Here is a 20,976-nt window from a genome sequence, read left to right as displayed (position 1 = left end):
CATCCCCTACGCGGAATTCCGGCCCGACTCCCAGCCCGCGACCGCCATCGCGCGGTACGCCGTGTACGCCGCCACCGGGTCGGCCTCGTACGTCCACGGCACCGCGCCGATGTGACCGTCCACCTTGCGCAGCTGCTCCAGGGCCTCGCCGTGGCGGTCGGCGCGCACCAGGAACCAGACCAGCAGATGCCGCACGTGCGGCAGCACGGGGTGGTCCTCCGGCGCGTTCGCCACCGCGAACTGTGCGCCCTCGATCGCCTGGCGGATCACCGCGCTCTGGAACAGGCTGCGCACCAGCTGCACGTCCGGCAGGTGGTCGTGGACCGCGAACAGCGGCAGCGCGGGCAGCAGGCTGCCCTGCGCGGCCGAAGCCGCCGCGCGCTGCGCGAAGGCGTCCGCCTGCTCCCGCGAGCCGTGCCACTTCGCGCTCCAGTACCGCAGCGCCGCCAGGTGCGCGCCCATGTGCTGCGGCGCCCGGGAGACCACCGTCTCCCAGACCGACTGGAACTCCGCCTCGCTCGCACCCAGGCCCCGGGCCACGCCCAGCTCGACGATGTACGGCACCGGGTCGCCCGGCGCCAGCAGGGCCGCCTCGGCGCAGACCGTGCGGGCCTCCTCCAGGATCATCCGGAAGTCCTGCGACGACGGGTCGCGCAGCGCCTGCTGGACCAGGAACTCGGCCTGCACCGCCGCGCCGCCCGCGTCCTTGGGCGCGACCACGCGCCAGTGCCGCAGCCACATCCCGCCCGTGCCCGGCGCCTCCGCCAGCTCCTGGGCGGCCGCCCCGGCCAGCGTCTGCACGCGCTGCCAGCGCAGCTCCGCCGCCTCGGTGGCCGACGTCCGGGCCAGCAGCTCGGAGGCCGGCTTCCAGTCCTGGGTGCGGCGCGCCTCCTCGACGGCCGCCAGCAGCTCCGGGTCCGGGCCGGGGAGCCGTACGTCCAACTGTCCGGGCGGGACGAAACCGAAGGCGCCCACCGGATCGACGGCCGCCCCGGCCCCGCGCACGGCGTCCTGCTCGGCGCGGCGCCGGCGCAGCGCGGGCACCGCCACGACGCCGCAGATCACGACGAGGGCGAGCAGGATGAACAGAAACTCCATGAGGCGTCCCGGAAAGCGAGAGAAACGAAGGTGGACGACGGTACAACGCGGCAAACCTGCGGATCGTTCATCCGCCGGTTACAAGTGAACAGGAGTGTTCGGGCGAACGGGCACTACTCTCGGATGAATGAGCGACCAGCACAGCTTCGAGACCCTCGCGATCCATGCCGGGCAGGAGGCGGACCCGCTGACCGGGGCCGTCGTGCCGCCCATCTACCAAGTCTCCACCTACAAGCAGGACGGCGTCGGCGGCCTGCGCGGCGGCTACGAGTACAGCCGCAGCGCCAATCCCACCCGTACCGCCCTGGAAGAGAACCTGGCGGCCCTTGAGGGCGGCGTCCGCGGTCTGGCCTTCGCCTCCGGCCTGGCGGCCGAGGACTGCCTGCTGCGCACGCTGCTGGCGCCCGGCGACCACGTGGTGATCCCGAACGACGCCTACGGCGGCACGTTCCGCCTGTTCGCCAAGGTCGTCGGCCGCTGGGGCGTGGAGTGGTCGGTCGCCGACACCTCCGACGTCGACGCGGTCCGTGCCGCCATCCGGCCGCAGACCAAGGCCGTCTGGGTCGAGACGCCCTCCAACCCGCTGCTCGGCATCACCGACATCGCGGCGGTCGCGGCCGTCGCGCACGAGGCCGGCGCCAAGCTCGTCGTGGACAACACCTTCGCCAGCCCCTACCTCCAGCAGCCGCTGGCCCTGGGGGCCGACGTGGTCGTCCACTCCACCACCAAGTACATGGGCGGCCACTCCGACGTCGTCGGCGGCGCCCTGATCACCTCCGACGCCGGCCTGGGCGAGGAACTGGCCTTCCACCAGAACGCCATGGGCGCCGTCGCCGGCCCCTTCGACTCCTGGCTGACGCTGCGGGGCATCAAGACCCTCGCGGTGCGCATGGACCGCCACACCGCGAACGCCGAGCGCGTGGTGGAGATGCTGCAGGCGCACCCGAAGGTCACGCAGATCTACTACCCGGGTCTGCCCGAGCACCCGCTGCACGAGGTCGCGGCCAAGCAGATGCGCGCCTTCGGCGGCATGGTGTCCTTCCGCGTCGCGGGCGGCGAGGAGGCGGCGGTCGAGGTCTGCAACCGCGCGAAGCTGTTCACCCTCGGTGAGTCGCTGGGCGGCGTGGAGTCGCTGATCGAGCACCCGGGCCGCATGACGCACGCCTCGGTGGCGGGTTCCGCGCTGGAGGTCCCGGCGGACCTGGTGCGCGCGTCGGTGGGCATCGAGTCGGCGGACGACCTGGTCGCCGACCTCGCCCAGGCGCTGGGCTAGCCGCTCGCCCGGCCGTCGGCCGAGGAGCTCGGCCGCCGCGCGCTCGCCCGAGCCCAGGCGCTGGGCCAGCCGTTCGGCGGGCCGTGCCGAGGAGTTCGGCCGCCGCGCGCTCGCCCGGACGCCCGGCCCGGCCGTTCGTTCGGCCGGGGCCCGGCCGGGCATGGGGCCGGATGCGCGCGCGAACGGGCGCCGGGCCGGCTGCTGAGCCACGCTCCGGGGCAGCCGCCCCGGCACACCACAGACCCGGACGGGCCGGGCGGGCCGACGAGGCCCGCACCGGCCCGTCGGCGCGTCGAGGGGTGGCACGGGTGCCGTCCCGCGTGCTCAGGACGCCGGCGGTACCTGCGCCGGCTGCGTGAAGTGGATGTCGGCCAGCGCGCCGTTGAAGCGGGTGAGCAGGGTGCAGAAGGACGTGCGCTCGTCCTCCGTCCAGCCCTCCGTGACCAGCTGCATCAGCTCGCGCCGGGAGGCGCGCACCTCCTCCAGGCGGGCCTTGCCGCGCGGCGAGAGCTGCAGGACGACGGCGCGGCCGTCCTCCGGGTGCGAGGTGCGCTTGACCAGGCCGGTGTCGACCAGCGGCGCCACCTGGCGGGTGACGGTCGAGGAGTCGATCCCCATGCCCGCGGCGAGCGCCTTGACGCCCATCGGGCCTTCCTGGTCGAGACGGTTGAGCAGCAGGTAGGCGGCGCGGTCCATGGAGTTGTGGACCCGGCCGACGCCGCCGAGCCGGGTCTGCTCGGCGCGGCGGGCGAAGACGGCCACCTGGTGCTGGAGGGCGTCGAGGACACCGGGGGCGAGGTCGGTCGTCATGTCCTGAGGGGTGGGCATGGCCTGGGGCTCACTTCGTACGGCGGGCAGGGAACGGACGGGGAACTGCTCAGAACGCTGGGAACTGCTCAGAATGGGGGACAGAGTACGCGCCCCGTCGCCCGCTCGTGCCGGGGCTTCGCAAACCGGTCGGTATGCATGTATCGGGCGTAAGCGGAACGCCGTATCCGTGCAGGTGAGCGGGGTTGCGCGGGATACTGGCCCCATGGCCGCACGTCCGGTTTCCCTCGCCGATGTGCGCCGCGCGCGGCGGACACTGGCCGGGGTGACCCTGACGACGGCGCTGGAGAGCAGCCGTCGTCTCTCCGCGCTGGTCGGTGCCCCGGTCCGCCTCAAATGCGAGAACCTCCAGCGGACGGGATCCTTCAAGCTGCGCGGCGCCTACGTGCGGATCGCCGGCCTCTCGGAGCGCGAGCGGGCGGCGGGCGTCGTCGCGGCGAGCTCCGGCAACCACGCGCAGGGGGTGGCCCTGGCGGCCGCGCTGCTCGGGGTGCGGGCCACGGTGTTCATGCCGCAGGACGCGCCCCTGCCGAAGGTGGCCGCCACCCGCGGCTACGGCGCCGACGTCCGCACGTACGGGCAGGTCGTGGACGAGGCGGTGCGCGGCGCGCAGGAGTACGCGCACGAGACCGGCGCCGTCTTCGTCCATCCCTTCGACCACCGGGACGTCGTCGCCGGGCAGGGCACGGTGGGGCTGGAGATCCTGGAGCAGTGCCCCGAGGTGGCCACCGTCGTGGCGGGGCTCGGCGGGGGCGGGCTGCTGGCCGGCATCGCGGTGGCGGTGAAGGCGCTGCGGCCCGACGTGCGCGTCGTGGGCGTGCAGGCGGCCGGGGCGGCCGCGTACCCGCCGTCGCTGGCCGCCGGGCACCCGGTCCCGCTCGCGCAGCCGGTGACCATGGCCGACGGCATCAGGGTGGGGCGGCCGGGGGCGGTGCCGTTCCGGATCATCCGGGACCTCGTCGACGACGTCCGCACCGTCTCCGAGGACGAGCTGGCCGCCGCGCTGCTGCTGTGCCTGGAGCGGGCGAAGCTGGTGGTGGAGCCGGCCGGGGCGGCTCCGGTGGCGGCGCTGCTGGCGGAGCCCGGGGCGTTCACGGGTCCGGTCGTGGCCGTGCTGTCCGGCGGCAACGTCGATCCGCTGCTGCTGCAGCGCGTGCTGCGGCACGGCATGGCGGCGGCGGGCCGGTACCTGTCGCTGCGGCTGCTGCTGACGGACCGTCCGGGTGCGCTGGCGGCGCTGCTCGACGTGCTCTCCTCGGCCGGCGCCAACGTCATCGACATCGGCCACGTGCGCACCGATCCGCGGCTCGGCCTGACGGAGGCGGAGGTCGAGCTGCACCTGGAGACGGCCGGTCCCGAGCACTGCGCGGCGGTGGGGGCGGCGCTGCGCGCGGCGGGCTACGCGGTGATGTCCTGAAATCCATGGGTTTCCGGGGAATTCCGCGGGCAGCCGAACGGCCGCACCATGCGCCGTCGCGCGGATATCCGGTTCCGTGCTTGAGGGCAGACTTCGCGGCGGGTTTTTCCGGTGGCATTCATTCAGAGGGCGGAACGGCCCCCGGGAACGTAAAATCATCCATTACGTCACCTTTAGCGGGGAGAACCTCCATGCCAGGCGCGATATACGCCGAGGGCCTGGTCAAGACCTTCGGCGACGTCACGGCTCTGGACGGCGTTGATCTCGACGTCCCGGAAGGAACCGTCCTGGGCCTTCTCGGCCCCAACGGCGCGGGCAAGACCACCGCCGTGCGCGTGCTCACCACCCTCATCAAGCCCGACCGCGGCAGGGCCCTGGTCGCCGGTATCGACGTACTGAAGAAACCCAACGAGGTCCGCCACTCCATCGGACTGTCCGGACAATTCGCGGCGGTCGACGAATATCTGACGGGCCGTGAGAATCTGCGGATGGTCGGGCAGCTCTACCAGATGAGCGCGCGCGATGCCAAGGCCCGGGCGGGGGAGCTGCTGGAGCGCTTCAACCTCGCCGACGCCGCCGACCGCCCGGCGAAGACGTACTCCGGCGGCATGCGCCGCCGCCTCGACCTCGCCGCCGCCCTGGTCGTCAGCCCGCCCGTGATGTTCATGGACGAGCCCACCACGGGCCTCGACCCGCGCAACCGGCAGCAGCTGTGGGAGGTCATCCAGGAACTCGTCGCCGGCGGCACGACGCTGCTGCTCACCACCCAGTACTTGGAGGAGGCCGACCATCTCGCGCACGACATCTGCGTGATCGACCACGGCAGGGTCATCGCCCGCGGCACCTCCGACCAGCTCAAGGCGCGCACGGGCGGCGAGCGCGTCGAGCTCGTCGTGCACGAGCGCGAGCACATCGCCTCCGCCCTCGACGTCATGCGCGCCTTCGGCAAGGGCGAGGCCACCGTCGAGCAGCACACCCGCAAGGTCATCGTCCCGGTCTCCGGCGGCGCCAAGCTGCTCGCCGAGGTCATCCGCGAACTCGACACGCGCGGCATCGAGATCGACGACATCGGGCTGCGCCGCCCGACCCTCGACGACGTCTTCATCTCGCTCACCGGGCACGTCGCCGAGGCCGCCGACGGCAACGGCGAGCAGGAAGGGGCCACGTCATGAGCGCGGCAGCCGACACCCTCTCCCGGCGGCCGGTTCCCACGGCGCGTGGCGGAGCCGTGCAGTCCGTGCGCGACTCCCTGGTCGTTGCCCAGAGGAACCTTATCCGCATGGCCCGGATACCCGAGGTGGTTGTCTTCGGCCTCGTCCAGCCGATCATGTTCGTGGTGCTGTTCAGCTACGTCTTCGGCGGATCGATCGCCGTCGGCGGCAGCACGGACCCGAGCCTGTACCGCGAGTTCCTGATGGCGGGCATCTTCGCCCAGACCGTCACCTTCGCCACCGCCGGCGCGGGGGCCGGCATCGCGGACGACATGCACAAGGGCCTCATCGACCGCTTCCGCTCGCTGCCCATGGCGCGCGGGGCCGTGCTCACCGGCCGTACGCTCGCGGACCTGGTGCAGACCGCCCTCACGCTCGTGGTGCTGGCGATCGTCGCCGTGATCGTCGGCTGGCGGATCCACGAGGGCGTGCTCAAGGCACTGGCCGGCTTCGCCCTGCTGCTCCTGCTCGGCTACGCCTTCTCCTGGATCGGCGCCCTGATCGGGCTGTCCGTGCGCACCCCGGAGGCGGCGACCTCGGGCGGCCTGATCTGGCTCTTCCCGCTCACCTTCATCTCCAACGCCTTCGTCCCCGCCGACAACATGCCCACGGTGCTGCGCACGATCGCGGAGTGGAACCCCTTCAGCGCCACGGTGCAGGCGGCGCGCGAGCTGTTCGGCAACCTGCCGCCGGGCTATCCGGTGCCGTCGGCGTGGCCGATGCAGCACCCGGTGTGGGCGTCGCTGATCTGGTCCGTGGTGATCGTCGCGACCTTCCGGGGGCTGGCGGTGCGGAAGTACCGCTCGGCCACGGCATGACGCGGGAGAGCCCCGGACCCATCGGGTCCGGGGCTCTCCGGCGAAGCGTCCGGCGCGGGGCTCAGCCCTGGTAGGGCTTGGCCTCCAGGATGCGGACCATGGCCTTCTTGCCGTTGGGCAGCTCGTACTCGGCGTCCTCGCCGATCTTCTTGCCGTTGACGCCGCTGCCCAGGGGGGACTGGGGCGAGTACGTCTCGATGTCCGAGCTGGCGTACTCGCGCGAGGCGAGCAGGAAGTCGAGCGTGTCGTCCGGGTCGCCGTCGAAGGCGATGGTGACGACCATGCCCGGGGCCACCACGCCGTCGGCCGCCGGGGCCTCGCCGACCTTGGCGGCCTCCAGCAGCTGCGTGAGCTGACGGACGCGGAGCTCCTGCTTGCCCTGCTCCTCCTTGGCCGCGTGGTAACCGCCGTTCTCTCGCAGGTCACCTTCCTCGCGGGCCGCCGCGATCTTTGCGGCGATCTCGGTGCGAGCGGGACCAGACAGGTACTCCAGCTCGGCCTTGAGCTGGTCGTACGCCTCCTGAGTCAGCCAGGTGACGTTGTCGCTGGTCTGGGTCACAGGTGCTCCTCGTCGGTACTGGGGAATGCTTGGGGTACATCGCGATAACAAATGAACGCCCTACTCAGAAGGGTGCACCTTCAAAGCGGGGCGAAACCACGAGCCTAACAATTACGTCCGTTAAGGGGGAAGAAGTAAAGGGGAGAAACCGCGCAAGAATCACGTCATTGCAGGTCAGCGCAGTGTGGTGTGAGACGTAGAACGGCGTGCTGCGGCGCATGCCGGAACGCGGGGCTCCTGTGGATCAGCCGCGGGAGGTGGTGCGGCAGCCTTCGAGCTCCGTGGCGGTGGCGCGTCCGATGGTACGGAAGGTGACCAGCTGGGTGAAGTGATCCTCGCGACGGTCGAGGGTGACGTCCTTGCGGGCCACCTCGCCGCCGTCCTCGCCGAGCGAGCGCAGCGTGCACACGCCGGTGGCGTCCTTCTCCTTGCGGATCTCCAGCACCGCCTGCACGGTGTCGTCCGAGACCGTCTTGGACCGCACGAGCTGGCCGCTCACGTCCGACTTCGTGACGTAGTGCACACCCGCCCAGCCGACGAACCCCAGCAGCGCGGCGAGCAGCACCCCGCCGACGATCTTGAGCTTGCGGTCGGCGCGTTCGTCCGCCGAGCGGCCGTAACGGCCCTCGGGCACGGCGGCTTCGCGCTCCGCAGCCATGATCGTTCCTCCCGGTCCTCGTTCGGCGGACGCGGAATGAAACGGCGCCCGTTTCGGTCACTATAGGAGGCGTCTCCCGCGACAAGTGACTGAGGATCGAGCCTTGACTGAGCAGCTGCGACTGATGGCCGTTCACGCCCACCCCGACGACGAGTCGAGCAAGGGCGCGGCCACGATGGCCAAGTACGTGTCCGAGGGGGTGGACGTGCTGGTCGCCACCTGCACGGGTGGTGAGCGCGGCTCCATCCTCAACCCCAAGCTCCAGGGCGACCCCTACATCGAGGAGCACATCCACGAGGTCCGCGCCAAGGAGATGGCCGAGGCCCGCGACATCCTCGGCGTCCAGCAGGAGTGGCTGGGCTTCGTCGACTCGGGCCTGCCCGAGGGCGACCCGCTGCCCCCGCTGCCCGAGGGCTGCTTCGCCCTCCAGGACGTCGACGAGGCCGCCGGCGCGCTGGTCAAGCTGATCCGCGAGTTCCGCCCGCACGTGATCACCACGTACGACGAGAACGGCGGCTACCCGCACCCCGACCACATCATGACCCACAAGATCTCGATGGTGGCCTTCGAGGCCGCGGGCGACCCCGAGCGCTACCCCGAGGCCGGCGAGCCCTGGCAGCCGCTGAAGCTCTACTACAACCAGGGCTTCAACCGCCCCCGCACCCAGGCCCTGCACGACGCCCTGCTGGAGCGCGGCATGGAGTCCCCGTACGGCGAGTGGCTGGAGCGGTGGCACACGATGGGCCGCGAGCGGACCCTGACCACGTACGTGCCCTGCGGCGACTTCTTCGAGATCCGCGACAAGGCGCTGATCGCCCACGCCACCCAGATCGACCCCGACGGCGGCTGGTTCCGGGTGCCGCTGGACCTCCAGCGCGAGGTCTGGCCGACCGAGGAGTACGAGCTGGCGAAGTCCCTCGTCGACACTTCCCTCCCCGAGGACGACCTCTTCGCGGGCATCCGCAACAATTGACCCCATGATGAGCGCGACCACTTCCCTCGCCGCCACCCACGTGGTGACGCTCGCCAAGGACCTCGACCAGAACAAGGTCACTCCTGGCGTGCTCGGTTTCATCGTCTTCGCCGTCATCGGAGGAGCCGTCTGGCTGCTGATGAAGAGCATGAACAAGCACATGAAGCGGGTGAACTTCGAGGAGGCCCCCGAGCCGGGCGCCTCCGGCGAGGGCCCGGTCGGCAAGATCGGCAACAGCACCGTCTAGATCGGTAACGGCACCGTCCAGGCCGCGGACGCCGCCCGGGACCGCCGGGCGGGTCAGGGGCCCGTCTTCCCCTTCCCTTGGGGAAGGATGGGCCCATGCCGAACCGTCTGGCGCACGAGACGTCCCCCTACCTCCTCCAGCACGCGGACAATCCCGTCGACTGGTGGCCCTGGGCCCCAGGGGCCTTCGCCGAGGCCCGCCGACGGGACGTCCCCGTGCTCCTGAGCGTGGGGTATTCGAGCTGTCACTGGTGCCACGTCATGGCCCACGAGTCGTTCGAGGACGAGCCGACCGCCGCCTACCTCAACGAGCACTTCGTCGCCGTCAAGGTCGACCGCGAGGAGCGGCCCGACGTCGACGCGGTGTACATGGAGGCCGTCCAGGCCGCCACGGGCCAGGGCGGCTGGCCGATGACGGTCTTCCTCACGCCCGACGCCGAGCCCTTCTACTTCGGCACCTACTTCCCGCCCGAGCCCCGGCACGGCATGCCCGGCTTCCAGCAGGTCCTGGAGGGTGTCCAGGCCGCGTGGCGCGACCGGCGGGACGAGGTGGGCCAGGTCGCCCGCCGGATCGTCCGGGACCTCTCGGAGCGGACGCTGGCCGTGGACACCACCCGCCCGCCCGCGGCCGAGGAGCTGCACTCCGCGCTGCTGGGCCTGACCCGCGAGTTCGACGGCGTGCGCGGCGGCTTCGGCGGCGCACCCAAGTTCCCGCCCTCCATGACGCTGGAGTTCCTGCTGCGCCACCACGTGCGCACGGGCTCGGAGGCGGCCCTGGAGATGGCGGCGGCCACCTGCGAGGCGATGGCCCGCGGCGGGATCTACGACCAGCTCGGCGGCGGGTTCGCCCGCTACTCGGTGGACGCCGGGTGGGTGGTGCCGCACTTCGAGAAGATGCTCTACGACAACGCCCTGCTGTGCCGGGTCTACGCCCACCTGTGGCGGGCCACGGGCTCGGAGCTCGCCCGCCGGGTGGCGCTGGAGACGGCGGACTTCATGGTCCGCGAGCTGCGCACCGCGCAGGGCGGCTTCGCCTCGGCGCTGGACGCCGACAGTGACGACGGGAGCGGGCGGCACGTCGAGGGCGCGTACTACGTGTGGACGCCGCAGCAGCTGCGGGAGGTGCTGGGCGAGGCGGACGCGGCGGTCGCGGCGGTGCACTTCGGGGTGACCGAGGAGGGCACGTTCGAGGAGGGCGCGTCCGTCCTGCAGCTGCCCGACACCGACCGGCTCTGGGACGCCGGGAAGATCGAGTCGGTGCGCGCCCGGCTGCTGGCGGCGCGCGAGCAGCGGCCGCGCCCCGGCCGGGACGACAAGGTCGTCGCCGCCTGGAACGGGCTGGCCATCGCGGCCCTCGCCGAGACCGGCGCCTACTTCGACCGCCCCGACCTCGTCCAGGCCGCCACGGACGCCGCCGACCTGCTCGTGCGGACCCACATGGACTGGCACGCGCGGCTGTACCGCACCTCGCTCGACGGCGTCGCCGGCGACCACGCGGGCGTCCTGGAGGACTACGCGGACGTCGCCGAGGGCTTCCTCGCGCTGGCCGCGGTCAGCGGCGAGGGCGTGTGGGTGGACTTCGCGGGCCTGCTCCTGGACACCGTGCTGGTCCACTTCACGGACGTCGACGGAGCGCTCTTCGACACCGCCGACGACGCCGAGATCCTCATCCGCCGCCCCCAGGACCCCACCGACAACGCCACGCCCTCCGGCTGGACCGCGGCGGCCGGCGCCCTGCTGACGTACGCCGCCTACACGGGCAGCACCGCGCACCGGGAGGCGGCGGAGAAGGCGCTGGGCGTCGTGCGGACGCTCGGGCCGAAGGCGCCGCGCTTCATCAGCTGGGGGCTGGCGGTGACGGAGGCCCTGCTCGACGGGCCGCGCGAGGTCGCGGTCGTCGGCCCGGCCGACCACCCCGTCACCGGTCAGCTGCACCAGACCGCCCTGCTGTCCACGGCCCCCGGGCTGGTCGTCGCGGTCGGCGAGCCGGACTCCGGGGAGGTGGCGCTGCTGCGCGGCCGCGGCCTGGTCGACGGCCGGCCGGCCGCCTACGTGTGCCGGAACTTCACCTGCGCGGCGCCGGTTGACGACCCGCGGGCCCTGGCCGCCCGGCTCGCGGACTGAGGCCGGGACGCGGACCGAAGGCCCGGGGCGCCGTGGTCCGCCCGGCGGGGCGCGGGGCGCCGGGCGGGCGCTCAGCGGGCGCTCAGGGGGGTACAGCAGGTCCGGCGGATGCAGCAGGTCCGGCGGGTGTAGCGGCCGCTCAGCGGGGCCGGCGGGTTCAGAGGGTCCAGCGGGCGCTCAGCGGGTCCGGCGGGTTCAGAGGGTTCAGAGGGTGAGGCCGCGGGTCAGGACGCCCAGGGTGCGGTCGAGGAGGGGCAGCAGCTCCTCGCCCTGGCCCTGGTCGACCCAGACCATCATCGCCTCCAGCATCGCCGCGAGGACGGCGGCGACCGCCACCCGCAGTTCCAGGTCGTCCGGCGAGCGGCCGGTGCGCTCGGCGAGGACGGTGCTCAGCGAGCGGGTGGACTGGGCCATGCCCTCCGCCGAGCGGCCGCGCAGCGCGGGCACGTCGTGGACGAGCCGGGCGCGCTGCCGGAGTTCGGCGTCGTCGGTGCGCAGGATGTGGCGCATGGCGTCCAGGACGCCCTGCCGGATGGCCTCCGGCACCGGCTCGTCGGCGGGGCGGGCGCGGATCGACGCCTCCATCGCGGGGTCGTACTCGTCGGTGAGCACGATGTCCTCTTTGGTGGGGAAGTAGCGGAAGACGGTGCTGGGGGAGACGTCCGCGGCCTCGGCGATCCGGTCGACGGACGTGGCGTCGTAGCCGTGCTCCGCGAAGAGGCGGTAGGCGGCGCTGCGGATCGCCCGACGGGTCTGGATCTTCTTCCGCTCGCGCAGGCCCAGGCGGGGGCCGGGCTGCGCGGCGGGGGAGGTCTGTGCGGGGGCCATGCACAGCATTCTCGGTCATCGGCCCGCGCCTGTGGCCGCCTGGGGATCTTGATGACCCGCTGATTGTCAGTGGGGTGTGTGACGCTGTGTGCGGGGCAGGGACCGGTCAGTGAACGATCGGAGGTAGTCATGATTGCCGCACTCAATGTCCTCGCCGTGCTGGTGGCGGGGCTGTGCGTCGGCGGGTACGTGCTGGCGGGGGAGCTGGCCGTGCTCACCGTGGTGCTGGCGGGCGTGGGCTCGCTGGCGTGGCGGGTGGCCGCGGCCTCGCGGCCGCGGCCGGGAAGAGCACGGCGCTCGCCGGGGGCTCTCCGCTTCCCCGGCGTGCACCGCTCCTCAGGCGTGTCCTCAGGCGTGCGAATAGGCCACGAGCGAGATGCCCACGTAGTGGGTGATGAACGCGGCCAGCGTGAGGGAGTGGAACACCTCGTGGAACCCGAACCACCGAGGTGAGGGGTTGGGGCGCTTGATCCCGTAGATCACGCCGCCCGCGGAGTAGAGCAGGCCGCCGACGATCACGAGGACGAGGACGGCGATGCCGCCCTTCTGCAGGAAGTCCGGGAGGAAGAAGACGGCGGCCCAGCCCATGGCGATGTAGCAGGGGGTGTAGAGCCAGCGCGGGGCGCCGACCCAGAAGACGCGGAAGACGATGCCGGCGAGGGCCGCCGCCCAGACCGCCCACAGCAGCACCTGCCCCCTGCTGCCGGGCACGAGCAGCATGGTCAGCGGGGTGTAGGTGCCCGCGATGATCAGGAAGATGTTCGCGTGGTCGAGGCGGCGGAGCACGGCGTTGGTGCGCGGGCTCCAGTCGCCGCGGTGGTACAGCGCGCTGATGCCGAAGAGCAGACAGGCGCTGAGCACGTAGATCGCACAGGCGACTCTGCCGCGGGTGCTGTCGGCCAGTGCCGTGAGGAAGATGCCGGCGATGAGCACCGCCGGGAACATGCCGGCGTGCAGCCAGCCGCGCAGCCGCGGCTTGACGAAGCCCGGGTCCTCGGTGACGGGGGCGTCGGGGAGTGCGGCGGTCGCGGCCGGGGAGGAGGCGGAGGGCGCGATTCGCGCTGCGTCGGGCGCGGGAGTCATGGCGCCATGCTACCTACGCCACCGTAGGTTACGGGCTGGTACCGCGTGGCGATGGTCACGGGGGTGCCCCCTGGACAGATCGGATGATGAGTCGGATGATCAAATGAGTGCGGGCGGCACCGGATGAGCGGTCACGAAGCGTCTGGGTCGCAGCCCCCAAGGGGCATACATGTGCAGAGACGGACCAAGCAGGGCATACCTATGGGCATCCCTATGGGACTGGTCCGTTCCACCCTCAACAGCTGACGCCGGGACCGCGGGTCCCGGCGGGACGGAGCGATCGTGGCGCGCAGCAGTGCGGCTCCCACCACCCCCACCAACCACCAGGAGCTGATCTCCTGGGTCGACGAGATTGCCGCCCTCACCCAGCCGGACCAGGTGGTCTGGTGCGACGGCTCCGAGGCCGAGTACGAGCGCCTGTGCGAGGAGCTCGTCGCCAAGGGGACCTTCCGCAAGCTCGACCCGGTCAAGCGCCCCAACTCCTACTACGCCGCCTCCGACCCCACCGACGTGGCACGCGTCGAGGACCGCACGTTCATCTGCTCCGCCAAGGAAGAGGACGCCGGCCCGACCAACCACTGGAAGGACCCCGCGGAGATGCGGGAGGTCTTCGCCGGCAAGGACGGCGACGGCGGCATCTTCCGCGGCTCCATGCGCGGCCGCACCATGTACGTCGTGCCCTTCTGCATGGGCCCGCTCGGCTCCTCGCTCTCCGCGATCGGCGTCGAGATCACCGACTCCGCCTACGTCGCCGTCTCGATGCGCACCATGACCCGCATGGGGCAGCCCGTCCTCGACGAGCTCGGCACCGACGGCTTCTTCGTCAAGGCCGTCCACACCCTCGGCGCCCCGCTCGCCGAGGGCGAGGCCGACGTCCCCTGGCCGTGCAACTCCACCAAGTACATCTCGCACTTCCCCGAGGACCGCGAGATCTGGTCCTACGGCTCCGGCTACGGCGGCAACGCCCTGCTGGGCAAGAAGTGCTACGCCCTGCGCATCGCCTCCGTGATGGCCCGCGACGAGGGCTGGCTCGCCGAGCACATGCTCATCCTCAAGCTCACCCCGCCGCAGGGCGAGGCGAAGTACGTGGCCGCCGCCTTCCCCTCCGCCTGCGGCAAGACCAACCTCGCCATGCTGGAGCCCACGATCTCCGGCTGGACGGTGGAGACCATCGGCGACGACATCGCCTGGATGCGCTTCGGCGAGGACGGCCGCCTCTACGCCATCAACCCCGAGGCCGGCTTCTTCGGCGTCGCCCCCGGCACCGGCGAGCACACCAACGCCAACGCCATGAAGACCCTGTGGGGCAACGCGGTCTTCACCAACGTCGCGCTGACGGACGACAACGACGTGTGGTGGGAGGGGATGACGGAGAAGTCCCCCGAGCACCTGACGGACTGGAAGGGCAACGACTGGACCCCCGCGTCCGGCACCCCGGCCGCCCACCCCAACGCCCGCTTCACCGTGCCCGCCTCGCAGTGCCCGATCGTCGCCCCCGAGTGGGAGGACCCCAAGGGCGTGCCGATCTCGGCGATCCTCTTCGGCGGCCGCCGCGCCTCGGCCGTTCCGCTGGTCACCGAGTCCTTCACCTGGCAGCACGGCGTCTTCCTCGGTGCCAACGTCGCCTCCGAGAAGACCGCCGCCGCCGAGGGCAAGGTCGGCGAGCTGCGCCGCGACCCGTTCGCCATGCTGCCGTTCTGCGGCTACAACATGGGTGACTACATGGCGCACTGGATCAAGGTGGGCGCCGACAAGGACCAGACGAAGCTCCCGAAGATCTACTACGTGAACTGGTTCCGCAAGAACGACGCGGGCAAGTTCGTGTGGCCCGGCTTCGGCGAGAACAGCCGCGTCCTGAAGTGGATCGTGGAGCGCCTGGAGGGCAAGGCCGAGGGTGTCGAGACGCCGATCGGCATCCTGCCGACCCGCGCCGCCCTCGACACCGACGGGCTCGACCTGCCCGAGGAGGACCTGGACTTCCTGCTCAAGGTCGACACCGAGGTGTGGCGCGAGGAGGCGGCGCTGGTGCCCGAGCACCTCAACACCTTCGGTGACCACACGCCGAAGGAGCTGTGGGACGAGTACCGCGCACTGGTCCAGCGCCTGGGCTGACGCCCCGGAGCATCCCGCTGCCGCACGCCGGCGCCCCCGCCCGACCGGGCCGGGGCGCCGGCGCGCGTCCGCGGGCGGTCACGCGTGCGCGCGGGGGATCAGAAGATCCGTACGATCTCCACCCGCGCGCTCCCGCTCTTGAACGTCGCGTCGCTGTGGGGCGCCAGCTTGGGCGTGCTGTAGGGGCCGTTGTTGGTGCGCTGCTCGTAGTACGTCGCCCGGCAGGTCCACTTACCGGAGTTCATCCTGGTCCGGTGCGCGTAGCCGGCGTCGTTCCAGATCTGCCCCGACCTGTAGAAGCCGTACCACTCGTACGGGACGGGGGCGTAGAGCGTGCAGTCCGAGGGCTCCGGCGGCGTGCGCATCTTGGTGGTCGGCCGGAACGGTGACGCCTCGTCGGCCGTGCCCGCTTCGTCGGCGGCGTCCGCTGTCCGTCCCTCGCGGTAGCCCGTGAAGGTGATGGTGCCCTTCGTGACGTCGATGTCGTAGGTGGCGGTCCTGCCCTCCGGCACCGCGTCGGAGGGGTTGCGCCCCACCCAGGTGAGCTCCTGGGGCTCGGGCGGCGCGCCGGGTGCCGCGACGGCGGGCGACACCGCCGCGAGGGTGGCCGGAACGGCAAGGGCGAGGGCGGCTGCGGCCAAGCGTGATCTTCTCAACGTCCTTCTCCCGTCAGCACATTGGAAAGGGTGCTCGACGGGAGAACGCGTGCACGAAAACGCAAGTGCCCACCTTTTCCGCCGTGTTCATGGCGGAATGGGTGGGCCGCGGAGCGCGCCCGGGCCGGGTCGCGAGGCTGCGTTCGTCAGGCCGCACCGGCGATGCCGAGCGCTGCCGCGTGGGCGTGCAGGCGTTCCTCGGCCAGGGTCGCGCCGGCCGCGTCGCCCCGCTGCGTCGCCACGACCAGTGCCTGTCCGGCCAGGGTGTGGGCGCGCTGGTGCAGGGCCGCGACGTGGCCGGGGCCGGCGGTCCGCGCGGTCGGGACCGCTCGCAGCGGCCTGCCGCCGTGCAGCCGCTCCACCCATCCGGCGAGCCGCGCCGCCGCCTCGTCCAGCGCGGCCGACGGCGTCAGGGCGCGCAGCTCGTCGGTGACGGTCAGCAACGCCATGAAGTGCCCGGCGAGCCGGATCTCCAGCTCCTCCTGGCGCGAGCGGTGAGGGCCGTGTGCGTGGACCGACTTCGTGCGGATCGGTTCGTACATGGATGGCCTCCTGAGTTACCTCTGAAGGCCATCCTAACTTAGACAGCGTCTAAAGTTATTGCCCGTAGCCGTCCAGGAAGGTGCCGATCCGGGTCACGGCCTCGGCGAGGTCCTTGGCGTTCGGCAGCGTGACCAGGCGGAAGTGGTCCGGCTCCGGCCAGTTGAAGCCCGTGCCGTGCACGACCATGATTTTTTCGGCCCGGAGCAGGTCCAGCACCATCTGCCGGTCGTCCTTGATCTTGTAGACCTTCGGGTCCAGCCGCGGGAACGCGTACAGCGCACCCTTGGGCTTCACGCACGTCACGCCCGGGATCTGCGTGAGCAGCTCGTGCGCCACGTCGCGCTGCTCCAGCAGCCGGCCGCCGGGCAGCACCAGGTCGTTGATCGTCTGCCGGCCGCCGAGGGCCGTGGCCACCGCGTACTGGGCGGGCATGTTGGCGCACAGCCGCATGTTGGCCAGGATCGTCAGGCCCTCGATGTAGCTGTCGGCGTGCGCCTTCGGGCCGCAGACCGCCATCCAGCCGCTGCGGTAGCCGGCGACGCGGTACGCCTTGGACAGACCGTTGAAGGTCAGCGTCAGCAGGTCGGGGGCGATGGCGGCGGTCGGGGTGTGCGTCACGCCGTCGTAGAGGATCTTGTCGTAGATCTCGTCGGAGCAGACGATCAGGTTGTGGCGGCGGGCGATCTCCGTCAGGCCGCGCAGCATCTCGTCGTCGTAGACCGCACCCGTGGGGTTGTTCGGGTTGATGATGACGATGGCCTTGGTGCGGTCGGTGACCTTGCGCTCGATGTCGGCCAGGTCCGGCATCCAGTCCGCCTGCTCGTCGCAGCGGTAGTGCACGGCCGTGCCGCCCGCGAGCGAGACGGACGCCGTCCACAGCGGGTAGTCCGGGGCCGGGACGAGGACCTCGTCGCCGTCGTCGAGCAGCGCCTGCATCGACATCTGGATCAGCTCGGAGACGCCGTTGCCGAGGTAGACGTCCTCGACGGAGAGCTCGATGCCCCTGGTCTCGTAGTGCTGCACCACCGCGCGCCGGGCCGACAGCAGACCCTTGGCGTCGCCGTAGCCGTGCGCGTCGCCGACGTTGCGCAGCATGTCCTCAAGGATCTCCGGCGGGCACTCGAACCCGAAGATCGCGGGGTTGCCGGTGTTCAGCTTGAGGATGCGGTGACCTGCTGCCTCAAGTCGCATGGCCTCCTCAAGCACCGGGCCACGGATTTCGTAGCAGACGTTGGCGAGTTTCGTTGACTGGATCACCTGCATGACGGCCACCATACGGGGACGCCCACCGGCGTGCGCGCCCTTTCCCGTGCCGCCGGACGCCCCCGCGGCGCGCCGCTCAGCCCGCCGGAGTGCGCCGGATCGTGCGCCCCGCGAGCACGTCCGTCCGGCGGCCGTCTTCCATCACAAAGCGCCCGGCAATCAGGACATAAGGAATGCCGGTCGGAAGTCGTCGTGGGGCTTCGAAAGTGGCACCGGCGGCCACGGTCGTGGGATCGAAGAGCACCAGGTCGGCGACGTGTCCCTCGCGTACGAGACCCCGGTCCGGCAGCCGGAGCCGGGCCGCGGGCCGCGACGTGAGATGCGCCACGCACTCCTCCAGCGGCAGCACCTCCAGCTCGCGCACATACCGGCCGAGGTAGTGCGGGAACGTGCCGAAAGCTCGGGGGTGCGGCTTCGCGCCGTGCAGGATGCCGTCGCTGCCGCCCGTGTGCACGCGGTGTCGCATGATCGCCCGGACGTTCTCCTCGTTCCCCACGTGGTACAGGATCGTCGACCCCAGCCGGTCCTCCAGCAGCAGCCGCCGGGCGGTCGCCCACGGCTCCTCGGCGCGCTCGCGGGCGCACCGGGCGACGGTCCGGCCGACGTACGGCGCGAGGACGGGGTCGATGACCCCGGAGATCTCGACCGTGTCCCAGTCGACGGGCACGCCGTGACAGCCGTCCGCGCCCTCCACCTCCAGGGCGTGCCGGATCCGCCCGGCGGTGGCGTCGTCGCGCAGCCGCGCCAGCACGGCCTCCGGCCCGCCCTCGCCCGCCCAGCCCGGCAGCAGCGCGACGAGCGTGGTGCAGCCGGGGGTGTAGGGATAGGTGTCGAGCGTGAGGTCCGCGCCGTCGGCGAGCGCGGCGTCCAGGAGGGCCAGCAGCTCGGGGGCCCGCCCCTCGTTCACGCCGAAGTTCATGACGGCGTGGGCCAGGTGCAGCGCGCAGCCCGCCGTGCGGCAGAGCGCGATCACCTCCTCGTACGCGCGGAGCGCACCCGCCCCGTACGAGCGGTGGTGCGGGCAGTAGTAGCCGCCGTACCGGGCCACGACCCGGCACAGCGCGGTCAGCTCGGCGTCGTCGGCGTACGCCCCGGGCGTGTACGTGAGCCCGGACGACATCCCCACCGCCCCCTCCGCCAGCCCGTCGGCGACCAGGCGCCGCATGCGGCCGAGCTCGGCGGCGGTCGCCGGACGGTCCTCCCAGCCGACGGCGAGCATCCGCACGGTGCCCTGCGGGACGAGGTAGGCGGCGTTGACGGCGATGCCCTGCCGGTCGAGCCGGTCCAGGTACCCGCCGACCGTGCGCCAGTCGACGCCGACGTCGTCGGCGTCGCCGTTCCAGCCGCCGATCGCCGTGTTCAGCTCGGCCAGCGTGCGCGCGTCGACGGGCGCGTACGACAGGCCGTCCTGGCCGAGGACCTCCAGGGTCACGCCCTGCGCGACCTTCGCCTCGTGCGCGGGGTCGCGCAGGAGGGCGAGGTCGCTGTGGGCGTGCATGTCGATGAAGCCGGGGGAGAGGGCGAGGCCGTCCGCGTCGAGGACCCGGCGGGCCGTGGGCCTGCGGCCCTCGCCCGGGCGGTGGACACGGACGATCCGGCCGTCGGCCAGGGCGACGTCGGCACGGTAGGAGGGGGCGCCGGTGCCGTCGATGACGCGTGCGTCGCGTAACACGGTGTCCATGGGCGGATACCTTCCCCCACCCCGCCCCTTCCCGAAACCGGGGCTTCGCCCCGGACCCCGACAGGGAAGGGACGGGGAAAGGGCGCGTTCGCGTTCGTCTGCGGGCCGGTGGGGGCCGGCCGTGCAGTTCCCCGCGCCCCTTGCAGGGCGGCTCAGAAGAACGTGCGGACGTACTCCGTCACCGTGCCGTCCGCCGTCGCCAGCGGGATCAGCGGCCACTTCTCGAAGACGGTGCACGGGTGGGACAGGCCGAGCCCCACCCAGTCGCCCACCTCCAGGGCCTGCGCCTCCTCCGCCACCGAGACGAACGCGTGCTGGTCGGCCAGGCGCGTCACCGTCAGCCCGGTGGCCGGCCGGAGGGACCCGTCGCGGGCGGAGCGGACGACCTGTACCTCCGGCAGGCCGAGGTCGTAGGAGACGTCGCGCTTGCCGGCGTTGAGGTAGGCCATGCCCGGCTCGGGGCGGGAGACGACCTGGGTCCACAGCCGCAGCGCGGGCTGCAGCGCGCCCTCCCCGGCGAGCCGGTTGAAGGGGGTCTTGTTCCGGTACTGCCCGTCGTCGTGGGTGACGTACGCGCCGCTGCGCAGCAGCTTGAGCACCGGCGCGGACAGCGGCGGCAGCTGCGCGAAGACCTCGGCGACGGCGTCGAACCAGGCGCTGCCGCCCGCGCTGACGACGATCTCCTCGACTCCGTCGAAGCGGCCCGCCTTGTCGAAGGCGACCGCCAGCCCGGTGAGCCGGAGCAGCCACGCCCGGACGGCCTCGCCGTCGGCGTCCGGGATCTCCGCCTCGTAGCCGGCGAGGCCGACCAGGCGGAGGGTGCCGGTGGCGGCGACGGCGTCCGCGACGCGCTCGCACTCCGCCTCGTCGCGCACGCCCGTCCGGGCGCCGTCGGCGCCGAGCTCGACGACGACGTCGACCGGACGGCCGGCGCCGGCCTCGCGCAGGGCGGCGTCCATCAGCTCGACGCCACGCACCGAGTCGACGTAGGTGACGAGCCGGAAGTCGGGGTCGGCGGCCAGCTCGGCCGCGATCCAGCGCAGGGCGGCGGCGTCGACGACCTCGTTGGCGAGGAAGATCCGCCGGACACCGAAGGCGCGGTAGACGCGGGTCTGCGCGGGCGTGGCGGCGGTGATGCCCCAGGCGCCGTGTTCCAGCTGACGCTCGAAGAGGCGGGGCGCCATGGTCGTCTTGCCGTGCGGGGCGAAGGCCAGGTCGTGCCCGGCGCTGTAGCGCTCCATGAGCGCGAGGTTGTGGTCGAGCGCCTCGGCGCCCAGGGCGAGCACCGGAGTGGTGAAGCCGCCGGTGAACAGGGAGCGGCGCTCGGCCGCCAGCTCGCCGACGGTCCGCCCGTCCGCGTCCGGGGGCAGCCCCTTGAAGCGGTGGTCCAGCCTCTCCTGGGCGAGGCGGGCGACGGCGTCGGTGGCGATGGCGGCTGCCATGGGGCCTCCCGGGTTCGTGGGGCGGTACGTACGGGGTGCCACGTCCCCATGACGGGCGCGCGGCACTGCCCGCTGTCTAACATCCCGCAAAGTGCCCGGTCAACGGCCCGATGGGGGCGGGCGGGCCGCTGGTGGGGCCCGCCCGCCGCGCTGCCGTCACCGG

19 protein-coding genes are annotated in these 20,976 nt (G+C 72.2%); 8 read left to right on the top strand and 11 right to left on the bottom strand.

The window, feature by feature from the left end:
- Positions 1 to 6: 6 nt before the first annotated feature.
- Positions 7 to 1,098: a hypothetical protein gene (locus IE182_RS25390; RefSeq protein WP_190112255.1), complete on the bottom strand. Its 1,092-nt coding sequence runs from the start codon at positions 1,096 to 1,098 to the stop codon at positions 7 to 9.
- A gap of 127 nt (positions 1,099 to 1,225) precedes the next feature.
- Between IE182_RS25390 and IE182_RS25385 the strand changes: the two genes are divergently transcribed.
- On the top strand, positions 1,226 to 2,371 hold the full coding sequence (locus IE182_RS25385) for a cystathionine gamma-synthase (protein ID WP_190112254.1): 1,146 nt from the start codon (positions 1,226 to 1,228) through the stop codon (positions 2,369 to 2,371).
- A gap of 324 nt (positions 2,372 to 2,695) precedes the next feature.
- Here IE182_RS25385 and IE182_RS25380 read toward each other — a convergent pair whose 3' ends face one another.
- The gene (locus tag IE182_RS25380; protein WP_190112253.1) at positions 2,696 to 3,199 is read right to left on the bottom strand and encodes a MarR family winged helix-turn-helix transcriptional regulator; all 504 of its coding nucleotides are present in this window, start codon (positions 3,197 to 3,199) and stop codon (positions 2,696 to 2,698) included.
- A 205-nt stretch (positions 3,200 to 3,404) separates the two neighbouring features.
- Between IE182_RS25380 and ilvA the strand changes: the two genes are divergently transcribed.
- From ilvA to IE182_RS25365, 3 genes are all read left to right on the top strand, one after another.
- Complete coding sequence (ilvA, locus tag IE182_RS25375) at positions 3,405 to 4,616, top strand: threonine ammonia-lyase (RefSeq protein WP_190112252.1); 1,212 nt, start codon at positions 3,405 to 3,407, stop codon at positions 4,614 to 4,616.
- Positions 4,617 to 4,807: 191 nt separating this feature from the next.
- Positions 4,808 to 5,788, top strand: coding sequence for an ATP-binding cassette domain-containing protein (locus tag IE182_RS25370; RefSeq protein WP_190112251.1), 981 nt, complete (start codon positions 4,808 to 4,810; stop codon positions 5,786 to 5,788).
- A complete protein-coding gene (locus tag IE182_RS25365; RefSeq protein ID WP_190112250.1) occupies positions 5,785 to 6,645 on the top strand; it encodes an ABC transporter permease in 861 nt (286 codons plus the stop codon). Before IE182_RS25370 ends, IE182_RS25365 begins: the two co-directional genes overlap by 4 nt.
- Before the next feature lie 61 nt (positions 6,646 to 6,706).
- Here IE182_RS25365 and greA read toward each other — a convergent pair whose 3' ends face one another.
- Entirely contained in the window at positions 6,707 to 7,204 is a 498-nt protein-coding gene (gene greA, locus IE182_RS25360; RefSeq protein ID WP_190112249.1) for a transcription elongation factor GreA, read from the bottom strand.
- A gap of 244 nt (positions 7,205 to 7,448) precedes the next feature.
- Complete coding sequence (locus tag IE182_RS25355; RefSeq protein WP_190112248.1) at positions 7,449 to 7,862, bottom strand: DUF4307 domain-containing protein; 414 nt, start codon at positions 7,860 to 7,862, stop codon at positions 7,449 to 7,451.
- A gap of 103 nt (positions 7,863 to 7,965) precedes the next feature.
- Between IE182_RS25355 and mca the strand changes: the two genes are divergently transcribed.
- The 3 genes from mca (at position 7,966) to IE182_RS25340 (ending at position 11,205) form a co-directional block, all read left to right on the top strand.
- Positions 7,966 to 8,835, top strand: coding sequence for a mycothiol conjugate amidase Mca (gene mca / locus IE182_RS25350; protein ID WP_190112247.1), 870 nt, complete (start codon positions 7,966 to 7,968; stop codon positions 8,833 to 8,835).
- Between the two features lie 4 nt (positions 8,836 to 8,839).
- Positions 8,840 to 9,082, top strand: a complete 243-nt coding sequence (locus IE182_RS25345) for an RAMP4 family protein (RefSeq protein ID WP_190112246.1) — start codon at positions 8,840 to 8,842, stop codon at positions 9,080 to 9,082.
- A gap of 95 nt (positions 9,083 to 9,177) precedes the next feature.
- Positions 9,178 to 11,205 (top strand): thioredoxin domain-containing protein, encoded by a 2,028-nt coding sequence (locus IE182_RS25340; protein WP_190112245.1) that lies wholly within the window; start codon positions 9,178 to 9,180, stop codon positions 11,203 to 11,205.
- A 204-nt stretch (positions 11,206 to 11,409) separates the two neighbouring features.
- Here the strand turns inward: IE182_RS25340 and IE182_RS25335 are convergent, their stop codons facing one another.
- Positions 11,410 to 12,042: a TetR/AcrR family transcriptional regulator gene (locus IE182_RS25335; RefSeq protein WP_190112244.1), complete on the bottom strand. Its 633-nt coding sequence runs from the start codon at positions 12,040 to 12,042 to the stop codon at positions 11,410 to 11,412.
- Positions 12,043 to 12,381: 339 nt separating this feature from the next.
- Positions 12,382 to 13,116, bottom strand: a complete 735-nt coding sequence (trhA, locus tag IE182_RS25330) for a PAQR family membrane homeostasis protein TrhA (protein WP_190112243.1) — start codon at positions 13,114 to 13,116, stop codon at positions 12,382 to 12,384.
- 282 nt (positions 13,117 to 13,398) lie between these two features.
- Between trhA and IE182_RS25325 the strand changes: the two genes are divergently transcribed.
- Positions 13,399 to 15,228: a phosphoenolpyruvate carboxykinase (GTP) gene (locus tag IE182_RS25325; protein ID WP_190112242.1), complete on the top strand. Its 1,830-nt coding sequence runs from the start codon at positions 13,399 to 13,401 to the stop codon at positions 15,226 to 15,228.
- Between the two features lie 98 nt (positions 15,229 to 15,326).
- Here IE182_RS25325 and IE182_RS25320 read toward each other — a convergent pair whose 3' ends face one another.
- The 5 genes from IE182_RS25320 to IE182_RS25300 all read right to left on the bottom strand — a co-directional run bounded on the left by IE182_RS25320 (position 15,327) and on the right by IE182_RS25300 (position 20,813).
- Entirely contained in the window at positions 15,327 to 15,869 is a 543-nt protein-coding gene (locus IE182_RS25320; RefSeq protein ID WP_190112241.1) for a hypothetical protein, read from the bottom strand.
- Positions 15,870 to 16,030: 161 nt separating this feature from the next.
- The gene (locus IE182_RS25315; RefSeq protein ID WP_190112240.1) at positions 16,031 to 16,426 is read right to left on the bottom strand and encodes an SCO4983 family protein; all 396 of its coding nucleotides are present in this window, start codon (positions 16,424 to 16,426) and stop codon (positions 16,031 to 16,033) included.
- 55 nt (positions 16,427 to 16,481) lie between these two features.
- Complete coding sequence (locus tag IE182_RS25310; RefSeq protein ID WP_190112239.1) at positions 16,482 to 17,690, bottom strand: pyridoxal phosphate-dependent aminotransferase; 1,209 nt, start codon at positions 17,688 to 17,690, stop codon at positions 16,482 to 16,484.
- Positions 17,691 to 17,766: 76 nt separating this feature from the next.
- A complete protein-coding gene (locus IE182_RS25305) occupies positions 17,767 to 19,371 on the bottom strand; it encodes an N-acyl-D-amino-acid deacylase family protein (RefSeq protein WP_190112238.1) in 1,605 nt (534 codons plus the stop codon).
- A 152-nt stretch (positions 19,372 to 19,523) separates the two neighbouring features.
- Positions 19,524 to 20,813, bottom strand: coding sequence for an amino acid deaminase (locus IE182_RS25300; protein WP_190112237.1), 1,290 nt, complete (start codon positions 20,811 to 20,813; stop codon positions 19,524 to 19,526).
- Positions 20,814 to 20,976 lie beyond the last annotated feature (163 nt).

Source organism: Streptomyces cinnamoneus (genome assembly GCF_014650495.1).
Taxonomy (GTDB): Bacteria; Actinomycetota; Actinomycetes; order Streptomycetales; family Streptomycetaceae; genus Streptomyces; species Streptomyces cinnamoneus.
The sequence above is the reverse complement of the archived record's forward strand: the minus strand, read 5'-3'. Positions and strand labels throughout refer to the sequence as shown.

What these genes read in the sequence shown, in the direction of transcription:
- IE182_RS25390 (WP_190112255.1), bottom strand. Translation starts at nt 1,098, where the DNA reads ATGGAGTTTCTGTTCATCCTGCTCGCCCTCGTCGTGATCTGCGGCGTC.
- IE182_RS25385 (WP_190112254.1), top strand. Translation starts at nt 1,226, where the DNA reads ATGAGCGACCAGCACAGCTTCGAGACCCTCGCGATCCATGCCGGGCAG.
- IE182_RS25380 (WP_190112253.1), bottom strand. Translation starts at nt 3,199, where the DNA reads ATGCCCACCCCTCAGGACATGACGACCGACCTCGCCCCCGGTGTCCTC.
- ilvA (WP_190112252.1), top strand. Translation starts at nt 3,405, where the DNA reads ATGGCCGCACGTCCGGTTTCCCTCGCCGATGTGCGCCGCGCGCGGCGG.
- IE182_RS25370 (WP_190112251.1), top strand. Translation starts at nt 4,808, where the DNA reads ATGCCAGGCGCGATATACGCCGAGGGCCTGGTCAAGACCTTCGGCGAC.
- IE182_RS25365 (WP_190112250.1), top strand. Translation starts at nt 5,785, where the DNA reads ATGAGCGCGGCAGCCGACACCCTCTCCCGGCGGCCGGTTCCCACGGCG.
- IE182_RS25355 (WP_190112248.1), bottom strand. Translation starts at nt 7,862, where the DNA reads ATGGCTGCGGAGCGCGAAGCCGCCGTGCCCGAGGGCCGTTACGGCCGC.
- IE182_RS25345 (WP_190112246.1), top strand. Translation starts at nt 8,840, where the DNA reads ATGATGAGCGCGACCACTTCCCTCGCCGCCACCCACGTGGTGACGCTC.
- IE182_RS25340 (WP_190112245.1), top strand. Translation starts at nt 9,178, where the DNA reads ATGCCGAACCGTCTGGCGCACGAGACGTCCCCCTACCTCCTCCAGCAC.
- IE182_RS25335 (WP_190112244.1), bottom strand. Translation starts at nt 12,042, where the DNA reads ATGCTGTGCATGGCCCCCGCACAGACCTCCCCCGCCGCGCAGCCCGGC.
- trhA (WP_190112243.1), bottom strand. Translation starts at nt 13,116, where the DNA reads ATGACTCCCGCGCCCGACGCAGCGCGAATCGCGCCCTCCGCCTCCTCC.
- IE182_RS25315 (WP_190112240.1), bottom strand. Translation starts at nt 16,426, where the DNA reads ATGTACGAACCGATCCGCACGAAGTCGGTCCACGCACACGGCCCTCAC.
- IE182_RS25310 (WP_190112239.1), bottom strand. Translation starts at nt 17,690, where the DNA reads ATGCAGGTGATCCAGTCAACGAAACTCGCCAACGTCTGCTACGAAATC.
- IE182_RS25305 (WP_190112238.1), bottom strand. Translation starts at nt 19,371, where the DNA reads ATGGACACCGTGTTACGCGACGCACGCGTCATCGACGGCACCGGCGCC.
- IE182_RS25300 (WP_190112237.1), bottom strand. Translation starts at nt 20,813, where the DNA reads ATGGCAGCCGCCATCGCCACCGACGCCGTCGCCCGCCTCGCCCAGGAG.